The 17,497-nt window shown below is 49.1% G+C and carries 15 protein-coding genes; 3 read left to right on the top strand and 12 right to left on the bottom strand.

Translation table 11 applies throughout. The features are described from left to right. Window positions 1–15: 15 nt before the first annotated feature. The 12 genes from E8L90_RS24470 to E8L90_RS24410 all read right to left on the bottom strand — a co-directional run bounded on the left by E8L90_RS24470 (window position 16) and on the right by E8L90_RS24410 (window position 13,101). Window positions 16–981, bottom strand: a complete 966-nt coding sequence (locus E8L90_RS24470) for an iron-hydroxamate ABC transporter substrate-binding protein (RefSeq protein WP_137033592.1) — start codon at window positions 979–981, stop codon at window positions 16–18. A 703-nt stretch (window positions 982–1,684) separates the two neighbouring features. Next, a complete protein-coding gene (locus E8L90_RS24460) occupies window positions 1,685–2,635 on the bottom strand; it encodes a hypothetical protein (protein WP_137031715.1) in 951 nt (316 codons plus the stop codon). Further along, window positions 2,604–3,191: an RNA polymerase sigma factor gene (locus tag E8L90_RS24455; RefSeq protein ID WP_137031714.1), complete on the bottom strand. Its 588-nt coding sequence runs from the start codon at window positions 3,189–3,191 to the stop codon at window positions 2,604–2,606. The genes E8L90_RS24460 and E8L90_RS24455 overlap by 32 nt, the downstream gene beginning before the upstream one ends. A gap of 100 nt (window positions 3,192–3,291) precedes the next feature. Continuing rightward, a complete protein-coding gene (locus E8L90_RS24450; protein WP_137033590.1) occupies window positions 3,292–4,389 on the bottom strand; it encodes a nitric oxide synthase oxygenase in 1,098 nt (365 codons plus the stop codon). A gap of 179 nt (window positions 4,390–4,568) precedes the next feature. Continuing rightward, window positions 4,569–5,135 (bottom strand): glycerol-3-phosphate responsive antiterminator, encoded by a 567-nt coding sequence (locus E8L90_RS24445; RefSeq protein ID WP_137031713.1) that lies wholly within the window; start codon window positions 5,133–5,135, stop codon window positions 4,569–4,571. 1 nt (window position 5,136) lies between these two features. After that, on the bottom strand, window positions 5,137–5,958 hold the full coding sequence (locus tag E8L90_RS24440; protein ID WP_137033588.1) for a sugar phosphate isomerase/epimerase family protein: 822 nt from the start codon (window positions 5,956–5,958) through the stop codon (window positions 5,137–5,139). Between the two features lie 18 nt (window positions 5,959–5,976). Continuing rightward, window positions 5,977–6,780: a carbohydrate ABC transporter permease gene (locus tag E8L90_RS24435; protein WP_137031712.1), complete on the bottom strand. Its 804-nt coding sequence runs from the start codon at window positions 6,778–6,780 to the stop codon at window positions 5,977–5,979. Window positions 6,781–6,792: 12 nt separating this feature from the next. Then, on the bottom strand, window positions 6,793–7,680 hold the full coding sequence (locus tag E8L90_RS24430) for a carbohydrate ABC transporter permease (RefSeq protein WP_137031711.1): 888 nt from the start codon (window positions 7,678–7,680) through the stop codon (window positions 6,793–6,795). Between the two features lie 25 nt (window positions 7,681–7,705). Continuing rightward, window positions 7,706–9,022, bottom strand: coding sequence for an ABC transporter substrate-binding protein (locus tag E8L90_RS24425; RefSeq protein WP_137031710.1), 1,317 nt, complete (start codon window positions 9,020–9,022; stop codon window positions 7,706–7,708). Between the two features lie 25 nt (window positions 9,023–9,047). After that, on the bottom strand, window positions 9,048–10,148 hold the full coding sequence (locus tag E8L90_RS24420; RefSeq protein WP_137031709.1) for an ABC transporter ATP-binding protein: 1,101 nt from the start codon (window positions 10,146–10,148) through the stop codon (window positions 9,048–9,050). Window positions 10,149–10,209: 61 nt separating this feature from the next. Beyond that, a complete protein-coding gene (locus E8L90_RS24415; RefSeq protein WP_137031708.1) occupies window positions 10,210–12,291 on the bottom strand; it encodes a glycerophosphodiester phosphodiesterase family protein in 2,082 nt (693 codons plus the stop codon). Between the two features lie 21 nt (window positions 12,292–12,312). Continuing rightward, window positions 12,313–13,101 (bottom strand): HAD-IIA family hydrolase, encoded by a 789-nt coding sequence (locus E8L90_RS24410; protein WP_137031707.1) that lies wholly within the window; start codon window positions 13,099–13,101, stop codon window positions 12,313–12,315. A gap of 370 nt (window positions 13,102–13,471) precedes the next feature. Between E8L90_RS24410 and efeO the strand changes: the two genes are divergently transcribed. From efeO to E8L90_RS24395, 3 genes are read left to right on the top strand one after another with little or no spacing between them, the layout of a single operon-like run. Beyond that, window positions 13,472–14,365: an iron uptake system protein EfeO gene (efeO, locus tag E8L90_RS24405; protein WP_137031706.1), complete on the top strand. Its 894-nt coding sequence runs from the start codon at window positions 13,472–13,474 to the stop codon at window positions 14,363–14,365. A 4-nt stretch (window positions 14,366–14,369) separates the two neighbouring features. Then, window positions 14,370–15,647: an iron uptake transporter deferrochelatase/peroxidase subunit gene (gene efeB / locus E8L90_RS24400; protein WP_137031705.1), complete on the top strand. Its 1,278-nt coding sequence runs from the start codon at window positions 14,370–14,372 to the stop codon at window positions 15,645–15,647. Window positions 15,648–15,674: 27 nt separating this feature from the next. Next, a complete protein-coding gene (locus tag E8L90_RS24395; RefSeq protein ID WP_137031704.1) occupies window positions 15,675–17,459 on the top strand; it encodes an FTR1 family iron permease in 1,785 nt (594 codons plus the stop codon). The last annotated feature ends 38 nt before the right edge of the window (window positions 17,460–17,497 follow it).

Below are 17,497 nucleotides of genomic sequence, written 5' to 3'. Positions count from 1 at the left end.
TCGGGGGTTTTACTTCTACGTTAATTTTTCTACAATGAACGTGAGTTGCGCTTCCAAGGAGATCGGGTCATTAAAATAGGAACCTTTCTGATCGATCTGAAAAACCTTGTTATTTTTTACTGCCGACAAGCCTTTCCAAACGTTTGTACTGTATACACTCTCTGGATTGGCATCATCTCCGGACCATGCACTGGTAAAAAGGTAGTCTCCCGCAAAGTCCGGCAGTGTTTCGAGTGAGACCTCCGCCCAGCCTGTATTGCTATCAATAGCTTCTTTTTGTACGGCATTCGGAGCCTTCAACTGAAATTCGCCGTAAAGGATGTCTCCACCCCTTCCGAAGTTGTGCCCAAACGCATAGATCCCCTTGGCGTACGGCTGTAGAATCGAAACGGTTTTATCTCCTACCGCTCCTTGCACCTTAGGTTTTGCCTCAGCAATTTTCTTGTCCCATTCGGCAATCCACTCATTCGCTTTGTCTTCTCTTCCTGTCATTTTCCCAAACTCACGCAGTTCTTCGCGGATTGGCTTCTTTCCGTATGGAATCACTACCGTTGGCGCTATTTTGGTAAACTGCTCAATATTCTGATCCCCTTCAAATACAATAAGTAAATCAGGATTCATCGACAGTACTTTTTCTACCGATGTTCCGTCGCCCACGCTCTCGATACCATCCAGCTTTCCTTTAAAATACGGGTTTTCCATAGCATGGTCCGTGATACCGATAGGCTTGACCCCCAGTGTTAGAAAGTGTCCAACATAGCTGTCCGCAAGTATCACAGCCCTTTTTGGGTCCTTAGGAATTCTCACTGTGCCATTAAACGCCTCGTAGGTGATATATTCATTGTTACTCTCGTTATCTGAACCCTCCTGCGCAGGTTGAGAAGTTGGATTGGCTGGTGTCTGTCCGCAAGCTGATAACATGCTGATCATGACCATAATAAGAGCTACCATTATGATCTTATCTAAGCCTGATTTTCTCATTCTCAAAAGAACCTCTCCTTCAACGAATCAACTCTTGAAACTGATAATCATTCTCGTGAATTTTAGCATAAAGAGATTGCTCTGCCCATCTTTTTCGCGTTATCCGAGATACCATTTACAATTGGTCACAAAAAATGCCGCGAAGCATGTTCGCGACATTGGTAGTTTTATTTTTTCGGCATTACCTTACCGGCTTATTTCGTTACTTTGTGAAGACCGAACAGCATGAGGACATCATTATCGCTGCTCTCATACTCTTTCACTTCACCTTTAAAGGAAGTTTCTTTGACAATAATCTTGCTGCCTGTCGCATTGGGTTTCATTTCAATGATATGTGAAGATAGATTAAGATCATCTGCCTTGATACCTAACTTCGCGGAAAGATCTTTAACCGTAGCCTCGAAATCACCTAATTTACTGTCTTTAATGGTTACTCTCTGGCCATCCTCAGAAAAAACGAATGAAATTCTTAGACTCGCTCCTTTTGATATCCTTTTTTATGTGCAAGTAAATCTCTTACTTGCTACATTTAGGGTAAGAAGAAATGTTAAATAAAATCGTATGATAAAACTAAAATTTTCCTTAACTCATCGCACATCCTCGGTTCTTTTGAGTATACTCACCTGATTGAGGAATCTACTTGTTCAGGCAAAACCCCCGAATCAGTAGCTGAGTTCGGGGGTTCCTATTTGTGAAGTAAGAGCTATTTGTTTTTCGGGACAACAACATTGACGAACTGGCTGATAGTATCCTTGTTCAATTTGTCTCCGTCTGTCGATACTTCATACTGCAATTTCTTGCCGGAATCCTCTGTTACCCAGACAATTCTTTTGCTAACCCGGTCTTCACTAGCTTCTTCTGTATACAGCACTTCCGTTTTTCCTATTTTTATTACCTCTTTTTTCTGTTTATCCAGGTCAACTACATACGTTGTGCTGCCCTCAACGTCTTCGTAATTGGTGATGTTGAAATTTAAATAGCTTCCCTCTGAATCCTTGTATGTCGCATACATATAATCTAGCTCATTCGTCCATTCCAAGGGTTGCATGACGAATTCTTTTTTCTCTTTTTCTGCTTGTTTGTACAGAGCTTCCTTGTCATACTTCTCATAATCGAATTGGATGCCATTTGCGAAGCGAGCATCTAAAAAATGATACCCTCCTGGCAGCGTTTCAGGCACATATACCCCTTCCCCCATTTTCTTACGAAGGTCTGTTAATGTGGCAAATTCAAACGGTCTTGAGACTCTCTCCACCGTTTTCTTTGGGTTGTAAACGGCGATATAGAGAGCAGCCGCAGTTCCCGGCTCCAAGGTATCCTCAATTTCCCAACGTTTATCGTAATATTTCTCCTTTTCGGGCTCTAACTCTTTAACGATTTTCGATTTGCCCTGATACTGTGAACTGTTCTTTTCCTCATACAAAACCTCGCCCTTCTCATTCTTCAACTGATAGTATTGGACAGCAGCATAGCCCGATGAAATGCTGGCGATCAAACCAATAGCGATTAATATGCTTACCTTGTATTTCACAAAAAATCTCTCCTTGTCTCGTTTGATTTTGGTCATCACTTGCTTGCTAATGTCAATCTCCTGCGGGATACGCGGGTCATTGAACAGGTCCTTAATATTCTCGTGCGATTTGTTTGGACTCATCGTGAGTTGACCCTCCTTTCCCGAAAGGAGAATAAGCGGATCGGAACTTCGATGCCGTACGCTCGAATTTTTTGCGCAGACTGGCAGCGTTTTTGTTCATGATCAAGGAAATTTCCTCGTAGGTCTTTTCTTCCACGCCTCGCAGCAAGAGAAGCGTTCTTTCCTCTACCGAGAGTGTCTGCATAGCAAGAAATACATCCTCACTGAAATAAACATTTTCAATATGCCGCTCGATGTCTGATTGAGACTCTTTGTCCTGCATCAAAAATGGCAACAGCTGTGTCCATTTCCTTTTTCTGATGAGATCGATGCAATGGTGATAGGCTATTTTATAAAGCCAAGCTGCAAAGGGCATGGTTGGACTGTATTTTTTCAAGCTACGATAAGCCTTGAAGAAGACCTCCTGTGTGGCATCCTCTGCTTCGAACCGATTCCCCAAGATGTGGTAGCAGTAGTGAAATATCGGGGTTTGGTAGCTTTTCATGATGGTAGCGTAGCGGTCATCCGCTCCCTGAATGATCTCATCCACGAGTTCTTCTATCTGTTTCGTGTCCACTCTCTCCCTCCTTCCAACTGGTATAACGTACCATGTCACCCTCTATGTGACATCACGTACAAAAAAATGCCGCGAAGCACATTCGCGACATTTGAAGACCTTATTTTTTACCGAGCACAGGCTTTTCCTGGTAAAAGAAATTCGGCGTATGGATGGTGTTGTCGTACAGACTGTGGAAAATATGCGTAGCTGCTCCAGAGATCGGCGGAACCAGCCATGTCCAGTCACCCGTAACGGCTCGACCACATTTCTCTTCTCTTTCCTCAAATCGCTTGAATTGCTGGCTCGCCGTGTGGTGATCGACAATCGATACTCCTTTTTCCTTGAAGGAATGCAGGACGGCTACATTCAGCTCGATGAGCGCTTTGTCTCTCCAAAGTGTCACTTCCCTGCTCGTATCGAGCCCCATGACCTCTGCGACCTTTGGCAGCAGGTTATATCGTTCTTGGTCAGCGAAATTGCGCGCACCGATCTCCGTTCCCATGTACCAACCGTTAAATGGAGCGGCCAAATAGTCGATACCGCCAATCTCCATGCGCATATTCGAAACAATAGGAACCCCGTACCATTGCAATTCCATATCAGCAAAGCCCGGCAAATCTGGATGCACGATCGGCACCTCCAAGACCAGCTCCTGAGGAATCTCAAAAAACTGCGGTGTCCGATCTCCAATTTGCACGACAAGCGGCAAAACGTCGTAGTTTGTGCCTTTACCTTGCCATCCAAGGCTCTCACATAGCTTCGTCAACGAAAGCGATATCGGGTCACCCAGTATGCCGTGCTCTGTCTCGTATCCCGCGTAGCGAATCAGTTGGTCATTCCAGATGCGCATGGGAGCTCTGCCTGCTACAGCAGGTGCAAATACCGTGATGGTCGGGCGAATCTTCCCGTCATTGGTGGCAAAGTCGATGTGTCGGAGCATGGCCTGCGCCATTTCCTCTTCTGTTTCGACATGCCGCTCATCTATCACAACTAACGATTCCCAAAAGAACCGCCCAATACATCGATTGCTGTTGCGCCAGGCCATTTTTGCTCCGTGACGAAGCTCCTCTGCTGTATGCTCATAGTATCCCTGCTGTTCGATCGTCTGTCGGACTTCCTGGATTCGTCGCTCGGTTTCGTCCGATGTCTTGTCCAGTTCACGATAGCATGTCCGGATAAATTGCTCTGCCGCTTCCATCAGTTGAATTGGTTCCATATTCCCTCTTTTCACGCTGAAGGGTGTCGCTTCGCTGTTACTTTCTTCATCGTAGAATTTTGTTACCTCCATTATAAAATTACTCGTGCTTGATTACCAATCATGTAGGCATTTGGACACATATCTGTAAGAAACATGGACGAAAGAAAAGACAGGTGCTTACACACCTGCCCTTTCTCCTAAACAGTCATATGGTTCCACATCTCCGACTTACTCAACGAAACAGCATCTGCTCCACCCTTCAACGCTTCGTTAACCTGTTCCATATTCCAAATCAACCCGCCTAAAATAATCGGCTGCGACAAATGCTCCTTCATATACGAAATAATAGACGGCGCTATCCCCGGCATGATTTCAATCGCATCCGGCTGGTTTTCCAAGACGTTTTTAATGGTCGTCGTGAGAGAGGTAGAATCGATCAAAAAGACTCGCTGGATCGTCAGCATCCCTTCCTTTTTGGCCGCGCGAATCATCGGTCCTTTGGTAGTGACAATGCCCGTTGGTTGGAGATAGGTGGACAAGAAGCGGAAAGCCTCCTTGTCATTGGACAAGCCATTCATGAGGTCTGTGTGCAAAAAAATCGGCTTGCTCGACTGACGAATGGTTTCGGCTTCCTCCATCAGCTTGGTCAGCTTTCCGTACATCAAAAGGATCGCGCAGGCTCGGGACGCCATCGCCTCTCCCAAGCGATCCTGTTCGGTTGCCGCAATAATCGGGTTCGTTTTCAAAATCGTTTGCATGTCCATGTTATTCGCCTCCTGCCCTCAGTAGCCGTTCCACACTTACCTCAGCGCAGCCAAGCTGCTTAGTCTCCACGACCCAATGACCTGCGAATCCGTTGTCTTTTAAAAGTGACAGGATCGATGCGAACGGAATCGTTCCGTCACCCACTGCCAAATGATCGTCGAGCTTGCCAAAGTTATCACTCAGGTGAAGAGCGGACAAATAAGGAAGCACCTCCTGCAATGCATCGATTGCATATCCCGGACGAATCAAATGGGCATGGCCTACGTCGTACACGATCCGCACGCGAGACGAATCGACATTCTGGCATATACGCACGAGATCCTCGACGTTCCACCCGAGCACTTTTGGATAAGGGGGAACATTCTCGACCGTCAGTATGGTTCTGCCCTCTGCGGACAGCTCGGTGGTCAACAAGTGGAGTGCCTGACTCACATTTTCCACACCTCTGGCACGCTCGCCTTCCACGAGGCGGTCTTCTACTTCCCCCGCATGCATCACGACGTGTGTGCAGTCAAGAAAGCTGGCAATCTCCAGGCAGCGCTTCATCGTGTCCAACGTTTGCCCCCGGGTTGGTCCTGAGTCCGCCGCCAGATTGCAGCCACTAATCGGCGCGTGAATCGACCAGGTAATCCCTCTCTCGTTTCCCTGCTGCTTCAACTCTCTCAGCTGCTCCCAGGACCAGTCCAAGAGGTCGGCATGATTCTCTTCACACATAATCTCGATGGCCTTCCAATCATGGTGCAAAAGCTGAACAATAGCATCACGCAAGGACAGATCAAATAATGCATAGGTGGATACGGAAAACGAGCTTTTGTCTCTCATCATTCATGACCCTCCCTCTTATTTCACGCCGGAGTGGATGAAGCTGTTGATAAACTGCCGCTGGAACAACAAAAATGCCAGCAATAACGGAAAAATCACCATGACCGTCGCTGCACTTACCTCGGCCCACTGCGCCCCTGTCTCAAACGATTGGGCAAAAATCGCCAGACCGACCGTCAACGGGCGATTTTCTACGGAATTCGTAATAATCAGCGGCCACATGAAGTTGTTCCAATGATAGCTGACCGAGACCAAGCCAAACGCAATGTAGGTCGGCTTCGCTAACGGAACGTACACCCGCCACAGAATCTGGAACCAGGAGCAGCCTTCCATCCGTGCCGCCTCCTCCAGCTCGTGCGGGATTGTCTTGAAGGTTTGTCGCAACAAAAAGACCCCGAAGGCAGAAGCGAAATACGGTAGCATAATGCCGATTTTGGTATCCAGCAAAGACAAGTCACGCAGGACGTTATAGTTGGGGAAAATTAAGATATCCGCTGGAACCATGAGCTGGACCAGGAACAGGACAAACAGCACGTCCTTTCCCCAAAATTGCAGCTTCGCAAAGGCATAGGCTGCCAGTGTAGCCGTGATCATTTGCGCCACCAAAATACCGGTCACGATCAAAAAGGTATTGATGTAGTACTGGTCAAAGGGCGCTGCATCCCACACCTTCGCAAAGTTATCGAGTGTAAAATCTGTACTGAACGACCACGAAGTCGCCAGCTCCCTCGGGCGAAAGGAAGTCCAGACCGCCCAGAGCAAAGGAAACAACCAGAGAACGGCCAAGCCGTACATTCCAACCGTTGTGATTTTGCGAAGCATCTGCCATCCCCCCTAGTTGTAATGAATCTTTTTATCCATACCAAAAAACTGAAAAGCAGCGACTAGCAAGAGCAGCACGACCATGACAATCGTCAGTGCCGAGGCCATTCCTTGATCCCAGAAAGAAAACGCCGTCTCGTATATGTAGTACAGCAAGAGATTGCTGGCATTATCCGGCCCGCCTTTGGTCATGATCACCAAATGGTCTACCAGCTTGAAAGAGTTGGTGAAGGCGATAATACTGACGAACATCGTCGTTGGCATAAGCAGTGGAAAGGTGATGCGGCGAAAAACCGTCCACGACGATGCCCCTTCCATAGAGGCGGATTCGTATAGCTCCTGTGAAATGTTTTGCAGCCCCGCCAAATAAAAGATCATGAAATAGCCCGCTTCCTTCCAAATGACCATGAAGATCATCGCCCACATCACATTATTCTGATCGCCGAGCCAGTTCATGTCGCCTTTTCCAAACCACTCCATCACATGACTAAGTGCTCCGTACTCTGGTGTGTAAATAAACAGCCAGATGTTCGCCACTGCAATCATCGGAACAACTGTCGGGTAAAAATAAGCCGTGCGGATAAAGCTCTTCCCTCGTAATGCCTTGTTGGCGAACATAGCCATAGCTAGCGCGAGAGCCACACTCGTCGGCACCGTTCCGATGGCAAACCAGATATTATTGGTCAGCACCTTCCAAAACACTTCATCTTCCACCATTTGTTTATAATTATCTATCCCGTTAAAAAACGGCTCTGGAGAACCCAGATCCGCTTGATGAAAACTGAGTATGAACGTTTGTATAACCGGATAGAAGGTAAACAACAGCAGGAAGATGAGGGAGGGAAGGAGCAAGAGCCAGGCGTACATGTTCACTTTCCATTTTGCGCGTAGTTCCCCCATTGTCGCTCCCCCATTGCTGCTTGATTTATTTATTGAACGGTGCTAGCATCTTGTCCGCTTCTTCCTGCGCTTTTTTCAACGCTTCCGCAGGCTCGGATTGACCAGTGATCACGGATTGCAGCGTGTCGTTCAAGAGCTTTGTCACTTTGCCGTTATTGTGTGTAGACATCTCCGCATGACCGTATTCCAGCTGGTCACGAGCTACTGATGCTGCCGGGAAGTCCTTGACGTATTGCTTCATCGTCTCTTCTTCGTATGCAGACTTGCGTGTCGCAACATAGCCAGTATCGACGCTCCACTGAGCAGCGCGCTTAGGCTCGGTCATAAAGCGAATGAACTTCCATGCCGCTTCCTGTTTCTTTGCATCCGTTCCCTTGAACATGTAGAAGTTACCGCCACCTGTCGGGCTGCCGTAGTTCTTTTTCGCTGGCAAAAACGCTACGCCAAAATCAAACTTCCCGCTTTTCTTCACGTTCGTCAGGTTCCCTGTCGTATGGAACATCATCGCCGTTTTGCCTTCCAAGAAATCAGACGGTACAGTCGCCCACTCGTTAACGCCTTCAGGCATCACTTGATGCTTTTTGGACAAATCTACCCAAAATTGCAGGGCTTCTACATTTTCTGGCGTATCCAAAAACACTTTTTTCCCATCTTCGGACATCAAGTTCTTGCCGTTTTGTAGAGCAAGCGCTTGGAACATCCAATACGTAAAGCTCGATGAAGGAATCTCGACACCGTAGCGTCCGTCCTTTTTCAATTTGGCAGAGTACTGAACCAGCTCGTCCCAGGATGTCGGCGGTTTTTCCGGATCTAGCCCGACTTCCTTGAAAGCGTCCTTGTTGTAATAGAGCACAATGGTGCTGCGTTGGAACGGGATGCTGTATGTCTTGCCGTCTACTTGGGAATTTGCCAGGAAGCCCGGGAAGAAATCATTTACGTATTCGCTGCCGCCATCCTTGGCAATGAAGTCGTCCAACGGCAGGATTGCATCCATGTCCATCATCGTATGCAGCTCAGTTGAGAGCATCACCGCTACGTCGGGAGGAGTCTTGCCCTGTACAGCTGCCTGTACTTTTGTCGTCGTATCCTGATAGCTGCCCGTATAGACTGGCTTGACCTTGATATCTGGGTTTTCTTTGTTAAATTCCTCTGCCATTCCGTCCACGATCTTGGTCAACGGACCACCAACCGCAACCGGATAATAGAAGGACAGCTCTGTTTTGCCTGACGAATTGGCTCCTTGGCCCGCGTTGTTCGTGGACGAAGAAGTCCCACTGGAGCAACCCGTGATCAGACTCATACTCATGACGACCGCAAACAAGCTTTTGACAACTTTACGCATCGCAGTACCTCTCCCTTTTCTTATCTCAATTGGTCGTAACCGCTAGATTTTTTCCGGTTTCTCCATCAAATACGTTCACCTGAGCTGGATCAAAACGAACATGCATGGTTTCGCCTCTTTTGCAGTGCCATTGCCCGTTCCATTTGGCCTTCCACAGCTTGTCTCCCACCGTGAATTCCACAATGGTCTCAGAACCGAGAATCTCTACTCCTTGTACGGTGACAGGGAACTGGCAGGAAGCATCGACAGATTGCCCTTCAACGGCTGGCTGAAGTGACTCTGGACGCAGACCGAGAACGACCGGGGTCTGGTCCTTGATACCGTGAAACATAGGAAGCGGCAAAAACTGCTGACCTGCCAGCTCAATTCCTGCCTGATCGCCTACACGCCAAATGGCAGGGACCGTATTCATCGGGGGTGCCCCCGTAAACTCCGCCACGAACAAATTCGCTGGATGGTTGTAGACATCAAGCGGTTTTCCAATTTGCTGGACCTCGCCGTCGCGCAGGACCATCATGCGGTCTGCCATCGTCATCGCTTCCACCTGATCGTGCGTAACGTAAATCATCGTGATGCCCAGCTCTTGCTGCAAGCGACGGATTTCCGTGCGCATGTGCCCGCGCAGCTTGGCATCCAGATTGGACAAGGGCTCGTCCATGAGACAGATAGGGTGCTGACTGACGATGGCCCGTCCGAGTGCAACACGCTGTCGTTGTCCCCCGGATAATTCCTTCGGCTTGCGTTGCAAAAGATGCGCGATACCCAGCATCTCCGCTACACGCTCCAACCGCTTGCCCTGCTCTACTTTGTCTACCTTTCGCACCTGCAAACCAAACAAAATATTATCTTTTACCGTCAAATGCGGATAAAGTGCGTAATTTTGAAAGACCATGGAGATGTTACGCCCGCTCGGAGGGACTTGATTCATCGGCTTGCCGCCAATCAACAGCTCTCCCGTGCTGATCTCCTCCAGCCCGGCAATCATGCGCAATGTGGTTGATTTCCCACAACCAGAAGGCCCTACCAGCACGAAAAACTCCCCTGGCAGAATACGAGCGCTCACTTCATTGACGACCTTCTGGCCCCCATACATCTTGGAAATGCGCCGCAATTCCACTTCAGCCACGACTTTCCCCCCTGAACCTCTTGCTGTTTTTTACGTATCACTCGACTATAGCAATTGCTTACTAAGGTAATATTTGGGTATTGTAAAGTTTTTGTGCATAGTCGGTAATAATTCCCCCGACTCCCGCCTCGGTTGCCCGCTTCATAGCTGCTTCCTCGTTAACGGTATGCACGGTCAAAATGATTCCCCGATGCTTGGCGAATCGGATTAGCTCTGGCGTGACAATCTCATGGTTGATAAAATATTGGGCGTTCAGTTGTACCACGTCTGTTACCTGCTTTTCGGCGTACTGTTCCAGCTGTTTCTTTGGCTTGGTTCCGCTCAAGGTGAAGCCTAGTCCCAATTCCGGATTGAGCTTGGCGAAACGCTCCAATACTTCTGAGCTGAAGCTGCTGACAATCACATCCTCAACCATGTCGTGCTCCTTGATGGCCTTTGCCATTTCCTTTTCGTACCCAATCCCCTTTGCTTCTAGAATGACCACCGCTTTGCCCTTGGCCGCTTCCAGCAATTCATCCACAGTAGGAATGACAGCATCGGTAATCTCAGGCTGGTACCAGGAAGGATTTGCTGGATCGAGCTTGTTCGCGTTCAATTCGCGCAGTTCCTTCAGCGTGAAATCCTTTACCTTCCCTGTCCCGTTGGTGGTTCGCTCCAAATCAAAATCGTGGATCAGAACAAGGTGGCCATCCTTTGTTTTGTGGACGTCTGTCTCGATGATTTCTACACCCAGCTCCATTGCTTCTTCAAAGGCATACATCGTGTTTTCCGGCTTTAAGGAAGGGATACCTCGATGCGCCATGACCATCGGAGGTTGCGTGATACTTTTCTCTGGGTACGCAGCAAGCAGCTCATGTACCTCTTTTGGTTCGTGCGAGACAACCCCCGCCACACCCATCTCGATCATTTCACTCGCTTGGCTCTTGTTCGCCCGATCAATTCCCCACAAGGACAACCCGCGATTGCGGAAGTAGCGAATGACATCCTCCGTCATCGCCGTTTGCGAGAGAACGATCACATTGGAACGACTGCTCCTGGCTGAGCGTACGAGCTCCTTTTGCTTCTTTTCGTTCAGTTTGCCGTCGATATACACGAGGGCACCACGGTATTCATTATTTTTCTCCCGCATCTCTTGGACGATTTCCGGTCGGGAAGACACAATGTGCACATCAGTGAGATTCTCTTTCTGGAGCAGGTGATCGACCTCCGCTACCAGCTTCTTGTCCTCGATATGAATCACCGGGATCGCCTTGCCCTTGATCTGCTCCAGTACCTCGTCCAGCGATGTGCCGTCCTGAGTAACGACTCCGCTCTTCCCGGATTTTTTCACTGGAATAAAAATGGAAGACGCTTCTGCATCCAGAATCGCATCGAGCTCGGACTTCTCGTCGTACATGGCAATCACCGTCGGCGGAAGGACAATTCCCGTCTTAGGTTCAGGGACAATCAGCACGTCGTCTTTCAGATCAGAGACTGGAATCTTGTCTTTTTGGGCATTTGGTCCGAACAACAACTCACCAGGGGTCGGCTTGGGCTGATCGACAAAATCTTTGGACGCATCATTCGTATCCTTTTCCGTCAGGCGTTCCATCGAGTGTCCGCCAGCCACTCCCGGATGAGAGATGACTCCCGGAACCTTCGCATCCATATAAGCCATCGAATCCACCACATTGTACGCAGGGTCCATCAGAATGACGTGGTCGCCGCCATTGGCCAAATAAATGCTGCCTGTCGCCCAATCTGTCGGCAACAGCTCAGGGACGTCCTCCATGGAATCGAACAATTCAAAATCAGGCGTGACGCCATGGCGTTCCACGATTCCGTCTGCATAGCGTGAAATGACAATCGTCTGGTAAGGCTCAATCATGGTGCCTTCCGGAAACGCATGCATCCCTTCATTTCCTCCACGCGTTTCCTCGTCGCCGATCATGTATCCACTCAAATCAATCGAATCGTTGGAGATATTGGTGATTTCGATAAACTCGCCTGTGCTTTCATCAAAAAGAGGATCATTGACAACCTCTGTGATGAGCAAGGTTTTGCTCACCGCGCTTTGCGCCATCACGGGCGGCATACTGCCTGTCACCAGACTTGCTGCCATTAGTGACCACAACCACTTTTTGCTGCTCTTTCCCAACTCCATCTCCCTTGCCTCCTCGTTTTCCTACTCGACTTGCACCATGGCTTCCATCGTCGGAAGGATGTAATCTGGCTGGATCTCTGTGGCTTCTAGTTCGCGGCTGGTCGTCACACCTGTCATGACCAACGCCGTTTTCATGCCGCTGTTTTTCCCGAGTAAAATGTCTGTTTCCAAACGGTCACCAACCATTACACATCTTTCTGGCTGCACGTGAAACTGTTGAAAAACCTGCTCAGCGTAGTACCGGGACGGCTTGCCAGTCATCGCCCAGACAGAGGCTCCACCGGCCGTTTCAATCGCTCTCGCCAACGCCCATGTATCAGGAATGGCACCCCCTGGTACCGGACATACCGGATCGGGGTTCGCTACGATCAGGTGGGCTCCCTTTCGCACAGCGTCAGCAGCCTGTTGCAGCTTTTCATACGTAAATCCACGGTCCATTCCAACCAATACATGCGTAGCTTCCTCCGCATCTTGCACCTGTTTTATATGAAAGCTCGCAATCTCTTCCTCCAGGGCAGGCTCCCCAACGATCAGGACACGCGCTTGCTCCGCATTTTCTTGAAGATACAATCCCGCTGCATAGGCAGCTGTCATGATTTCTTCCCGCCGGGCAGCCAATCCGAGCTTCTGGAGGCGAGTCTGACAAGCTGTTCTTGTCTGTACCGTCGTATTGGTCAAAAACATGATTTTCTTCTGCTTCTCCCGCAGTGCTGCAAGTGTCTTTTCCACCCCAGGAAGCAGTTCATTCCCGAGAAAAATCGTTCCATCCAAATCAAAAAAATACGCATCGTACCTATCTGTATCTAACAAATCCCTTACTCGCTCCTTTCATTCGAAAACACAAAAAGCCCTCATACACGGCAATAGCACAAAGAAACAAACCGAACGAACGGTCTTTTTCGAATCTATTGCTGTATGAGGGCTTTCTCCACGTCTCGACCCACTTACAGACGTTATTCATTTGGTTGATAGCTCGATCATAGCAGGGCATTGTTAAGGGATTGTTGAGCTATTTTTGGTTTTATGTGAACAACACCAAAACTAACCATTGGTAGTTAGCCAAAAAAAGATTGCAAACTGTCTAAGAAAGAGTAAAATTCTTTGTGGATGATAATGATATTCATTATCGGAATATAATCTTATAATTATACACTTATATCATATGAAGGGATGTCTTTTCATGATACAAAAATGGAGTTATCCACTCGCGGCAGTTGTTCTCGGCTCTTCCTTGCTCGCTGCTTGCGGAAACGCACAAACACAAACCGAAGAGAAAAAACCAGAAGCTGCGCAGCCTGACAAGCCTGCCGCTACTGATCAGTCTGCGACAGCGAGCACTACTCCTTCTCCTGAGCTGCAAGCCTCTATTGATCAATACCGAAAATGGGTCGTTGACCAAACCGACCAATTCGTAAAAGCAACAGAGAGCTTCACCAACGCCGTCAAAGCAGGCGATATGGAGAAAGCGAAAAAGGAGTATGCTCCAGCCCGTGCTTACTTTGAGAAAATCGAGCCTATCGCTGAATCTCTCGGCGATTTTGACCCGTGGATCGATGCCCGTGAAGGCGATGTGCCTGATAACGAATGGCGCGGCTATCACAAATTAGAGAAAGCACTTTGGGAATCTAAATCGGTCGCTGACCAAGGAAAAGTGGCGGATCAACTGCTGCAAGATGTGAAGCAGCTCCGCGTGAAGGTAGAGAGCGTCGAAATCGATGTGCCTATGCTGGTAACGGGTGCGGTTGAGCTCTTAAACGAGGTATCATCGAGCAAGGTAACTGGTGAGGAAGAACGCTATTCCCACACAGATTTGTACGATTTCGCTGCGAACGTGGAAGGCGCTCACGAAATTTACAAAGTATTGAAGCCTGCTGTTACGGAAAAAGACGCTGCTCTTGCAACTGAAATTGAAGCTCGCTTTGCTGATTTGGACAAAGCACTCGCACCATACCGCAAAGGCGACGGCTATGTGCTATACACGGAATTGAAGCAAGACCAAGTGAAAAAGCTGAGTCAGTCCCTCGATGCATTGGCTGAGCCTTTATCCAAAATGGGTAAGATCGTAGGAGGCTAACAAGATGAATGACAAGCATCTCGAAAACACCACAGCGAACAAATTCACACGTCGAGAAGCTCTGAAGTTGGCTGGTGTCGGGGGGATTGGACTGCTGTTAGGAGCGACTGGGGTCAATACCCTTTTGCCCTCCTCTCCTAAAAATGAGCAGACAAGTGCCACTCCGACCGGTGCAGATGAGGTCATTCCCTTTTATGGCAAGCATCAGTCCGGAATCATTACACCTATGCAGGATTTTATCTGCATGGGTGCTTTTGATTTGACGACGACCTCGCTAGGGGATGTCCGCAGCTTGTTTCAAAGCTGGACGCAGGCAGCAGCACGCATGACTGCCGGCAAAAACGTCGATGAAGAGAGCGATCACGCCCTTCTTCCTCCTGTCGACACGGGAGAAGCCATGGGCCTGCGCCCAATGAAATTGACGATCACATTTGGGCTTGGCGCTTCTTTCTTTGACGAACGCTTTGGTCTGGCATCCAAACGCCCAGCTCCTTTGGTTGATTTACCTCGCTTCAACAGCGATGAAATGCGAAAAGAATGGTCGGGTGGCGACATTGTCGTGCAGGTCTGTGCCAACGATCCACAGGTCGCCTTCCATGCTCTGCGGAATTTGGCCCGGATCGCTCGAGGCAAAGCTGTCCTCCACTGGCTGCAGGAAGGCTTCCAGCGTACCAGTGCATCCGACCCGACTGGCTCCACACCACGAAATCTGCTGGGCTTCAAAGATGGCACGAACAATCCGCAGGTGAGCGATCCCGCTACCGCAAATGAAGTCGTCTGGGCTAACACTGCAGAAAGTCCTGCGTGGATGGCAGGCGGAAGCTACATGGTCATGCGTCGAATCCGCATGCGGATCGAGGTGTGGGATCGCTCTACCCTCACCGATCAGGAGAATACATTCGGTCGTCACCGTTTAACCGGAGCTCCTCTTGGCAAAGCAAATGAGTTCGATGAGCTGGAGCTGGATCGCAAGGATGCCAAGGGCAAGCCCGTTGTTCCTGTGAATTCCCATGCCGCCCTGGCCCATATGGAGGGCAAAGTGAAAATTTTGCGGCGTGGATACTCTTATTCGAGCGGAATGGATCTCAAGACTGGTCAGCTCGATGCTGGGCTGTTGTTCATTTGCTACAATCGTGATCCGCGCAAGCAATTCATTCCGATGCAACAAAAGCTCGCATCTGTCGACCGGCTCAATGAATATATCACCCATGTCGGCAGTGGTTTATACGCCTGTCTACCTGGTGCAAGTGAGGGCGGATACATCGGGGACACGCTATTTTAACCAACTACCTGGGATGGAGTGAACACCTTGAAACGCTATCTGTTTATCCTTTGTACATGCATGCTGCTATGGACATCTGCCCTGTCTGCCGCTGTAGCTGCGCCGCTGGTGCCAGAGCAGCTCAAGCAAATGATCGCCCTCTCCAGTGATGCCTTGATTAGCAGTGGAGATAACAACTGGGAAGAAGCAGCGAAAGCGATCAGCGGTATGAAGAGCGTCTGGGAGGGCAATTCGGAAGAAACCTCGGCAGATGCACAAGCTTTGACGCAAGCAATCGCGGAAGCAGAAAAAGCCCTTGCTCAAGCAAAGGCGAATCCCGACACTGCAAAAGCAGCCATCTCCACTTTGGCAAAAGCAACAGATCGTTACGTTTCGTCCAAAGAAGAAGGCGGTCAGCCAAAAGAACGCGCACACAAGCAAATTGCGGCATTGCTACCGCTCTTGCAAAACAGCATGACAGCCATCACGGAAGGCGATCTGACAAAAGCCAAGCAATCATACAACAGCTTCGTCGCCGGCTGGTACAAGGCAGAGGGTCTTGTTCGAACGGAAAATGCCGCCGTCTACGGGGATATGGAAATCAAAATTAGCGGTGCGCGCATTGCCCTGAACACTGAACCACCCGATCCTAAAAAGAGCACAGAGAAAGTACAGGCACTCATTACTACCGTGGACAATTATTTGTCAGGAAAGGCAGTCAAACAGGGCGCTGCGAGTCCTTCTTCCGAGCAGCCCACCATCTCGTCTCTACTGGCACTCCTTGCATCGGTAGAAACAGATATCGCCAATCAGGACGCAACTGCTGCTTCGGACAAAATGGAGACCTTTATTACCTCTTGGCCCTCTGTAGAAGGCGTAGTCATGACCAAATCGCCTGCTACCTACAGCAGTATCGAAGCCAAGATGGTCGCCGTCCCGACACTCATCCTGTCCAATCCCCCGCAATGGGAAAAGGCGTCCGCTAATCTTGCGGAAATGAAGACAGAGCTTGCGCCATTTGCGTCAGCGTCCTCATACACCGCTTGGGATGCGGGACTCATCTTGTTCCGGGAAGGACTGGAGGCTATCTTGATCATCGTCTCTCTCCTTACTGTCCTGAACAAGTCAGGCAATGCCGACAAGCGCAAATGGATCTGGTCTGGGTCAATTGCCGGGATCGTAGTTTCCGCCATTCTTGCCGTCATCCTCAGTGTAGTTTTCTCCAACCTGTCCACAGGCAACTCACGAGAAACGATTGAGGGAGTAACTGGACTGATTGCCGTCTTCTTTATGGTGACGATCGGTGCCTGGTTGCATAAGAAGTCCAATTTGCAGGCATGGAATCAGTTTGTTGAGAAATCTATCGGCTCTTCTTTGGCAAAAGGAGCCCTGTGGTCACTTTCATTCACCGCCTTTCTCGCTGTCGCCCGCGAAGGGGCAGAAACGATTATCTTTTATATGGGAATGGCTGCTACGATCTCCATGACAGACCTAGTGATTGGCATTTTGAGCGCGCTTGTCGTCTTGGCCGTGATTGGCTTTGTCATCATCAAGCTCAGTGCACGCATTCCGGTGCGTCCGTTCTTTTTTGTTGCCAGCCTATTGCTCTACTACATGGCATTTAAATTCGTCGGCGTCAGCATCCACGCTTTGCAGGTGACGGGAAGCTTATCTGCACACAGCAGCGATTACTTGTTGTACGCACCGACTCTCGGCATTTACGCGAGCTGGGAAACGACGATCCCGCAATTGATCATTCTCGTGATCGTTCTTTTCAATTTGTTCCTGTATTCGCGAAAAAAAGCCGTTACTCCGATTCCTCGTGTGAACTAAAGAGAGAACACCTGAAGAAACGCAGCTCCTTCATGAGG

This window comes from Brevibacillus antibioticus, assembly GCF_005217615.1.
Taxonomy (GTDB): domain Bacteria; phylum Bacillota; class Bacilli; order Brevibacillales; family Brevibacillaceae; genus Brevibacillus; species Brevibacillus antibioticus.
Note: the sequence above shows the minus strand (reverse complement) of the source record. Positions and strands in the feature narration are given on the sequence as shown.

Excerpts from the sequence above, each read along its gene's own strand:
- E8L90_RS24435 (WP_137031712.1), bottom strand. The coding sequence starts at position 6,780 with ATGCTTCGCAAAATCACAACGGTTGGAATGTACGGCTTGGCCGTTCTC.
- E8L90_RS24430 (WP_137031711.1), bottom strand. The coding sequence starts at position 7,680 with ATGGGGGAACTACGCGCAAAATGGAAAGTGAACATGTACGCCTGGCTC.
- efeB (WP_137031705.1), top strand. The coding sequence starts at position 14,370 with ATGAATGACAAGCATCTCGAAAACACCACAGCGAACAAATTCACACGT.
- E8L90_RS24470 (WP_137033592.1), bottom strand. The coding sequence starts at position 981 with ATGAGAAAATCAGGCTTAGATAAGATCATAATGGTAGCTCTTATTATG.
- E8L90_RS24445 (WP_137031713.1), bottom strand. The coding sequence starts at position 5,135 with ATGGACATGCAAACGATTTTGAAAACGAACCCGATTATTGCGGCAACC.
- E8L90_RS24440 (WP_137033588.1), bottom strand. The coding sequence starts at position 5,958 with ATGAGAGACAAAAGCTCGTTTTCCGTATCCACCTATGCATTATTTGAT.
- E8L90_RS24415 (WP_137031708.1), bottom strand. The coding sequence starts at position 12,291 with ATGGAGTTGGGAAAGAGCAGCAAAAAGTGGTTGTGGTCACTAATGGCA.
- E8L90_RS24425 (WP_137031710.1), bottom strand. The coding sequence starts at position 9,022 with ATGCGTAAAGTTGTCAAAAGCTTGTTTGCGGTCGTCATGAGTATGAGT.
- E8L90_RS24450 (WP_137033590.1), bottom strand. The coding sequence starts at position 4,389 with ATGGAACCAATTCAACTGATGGAAGCGGCAGAGCAATTTATCCGGACA.
- efeO (WP_137031706.1), top strand. The coding sequence starts at position 13,472 with ATGATACAAAAATGGAGTTATCCACTCGCGGCAGTTGTTCTCGGCTCT.
- E8L90_RS24460 (WP_137031715.1), bottom strand. The coding sequence starts at position 2,635 with ATGAGTCCAAACAAATCGCACGAGAATATTAAGGACCTGTTCAATGAC.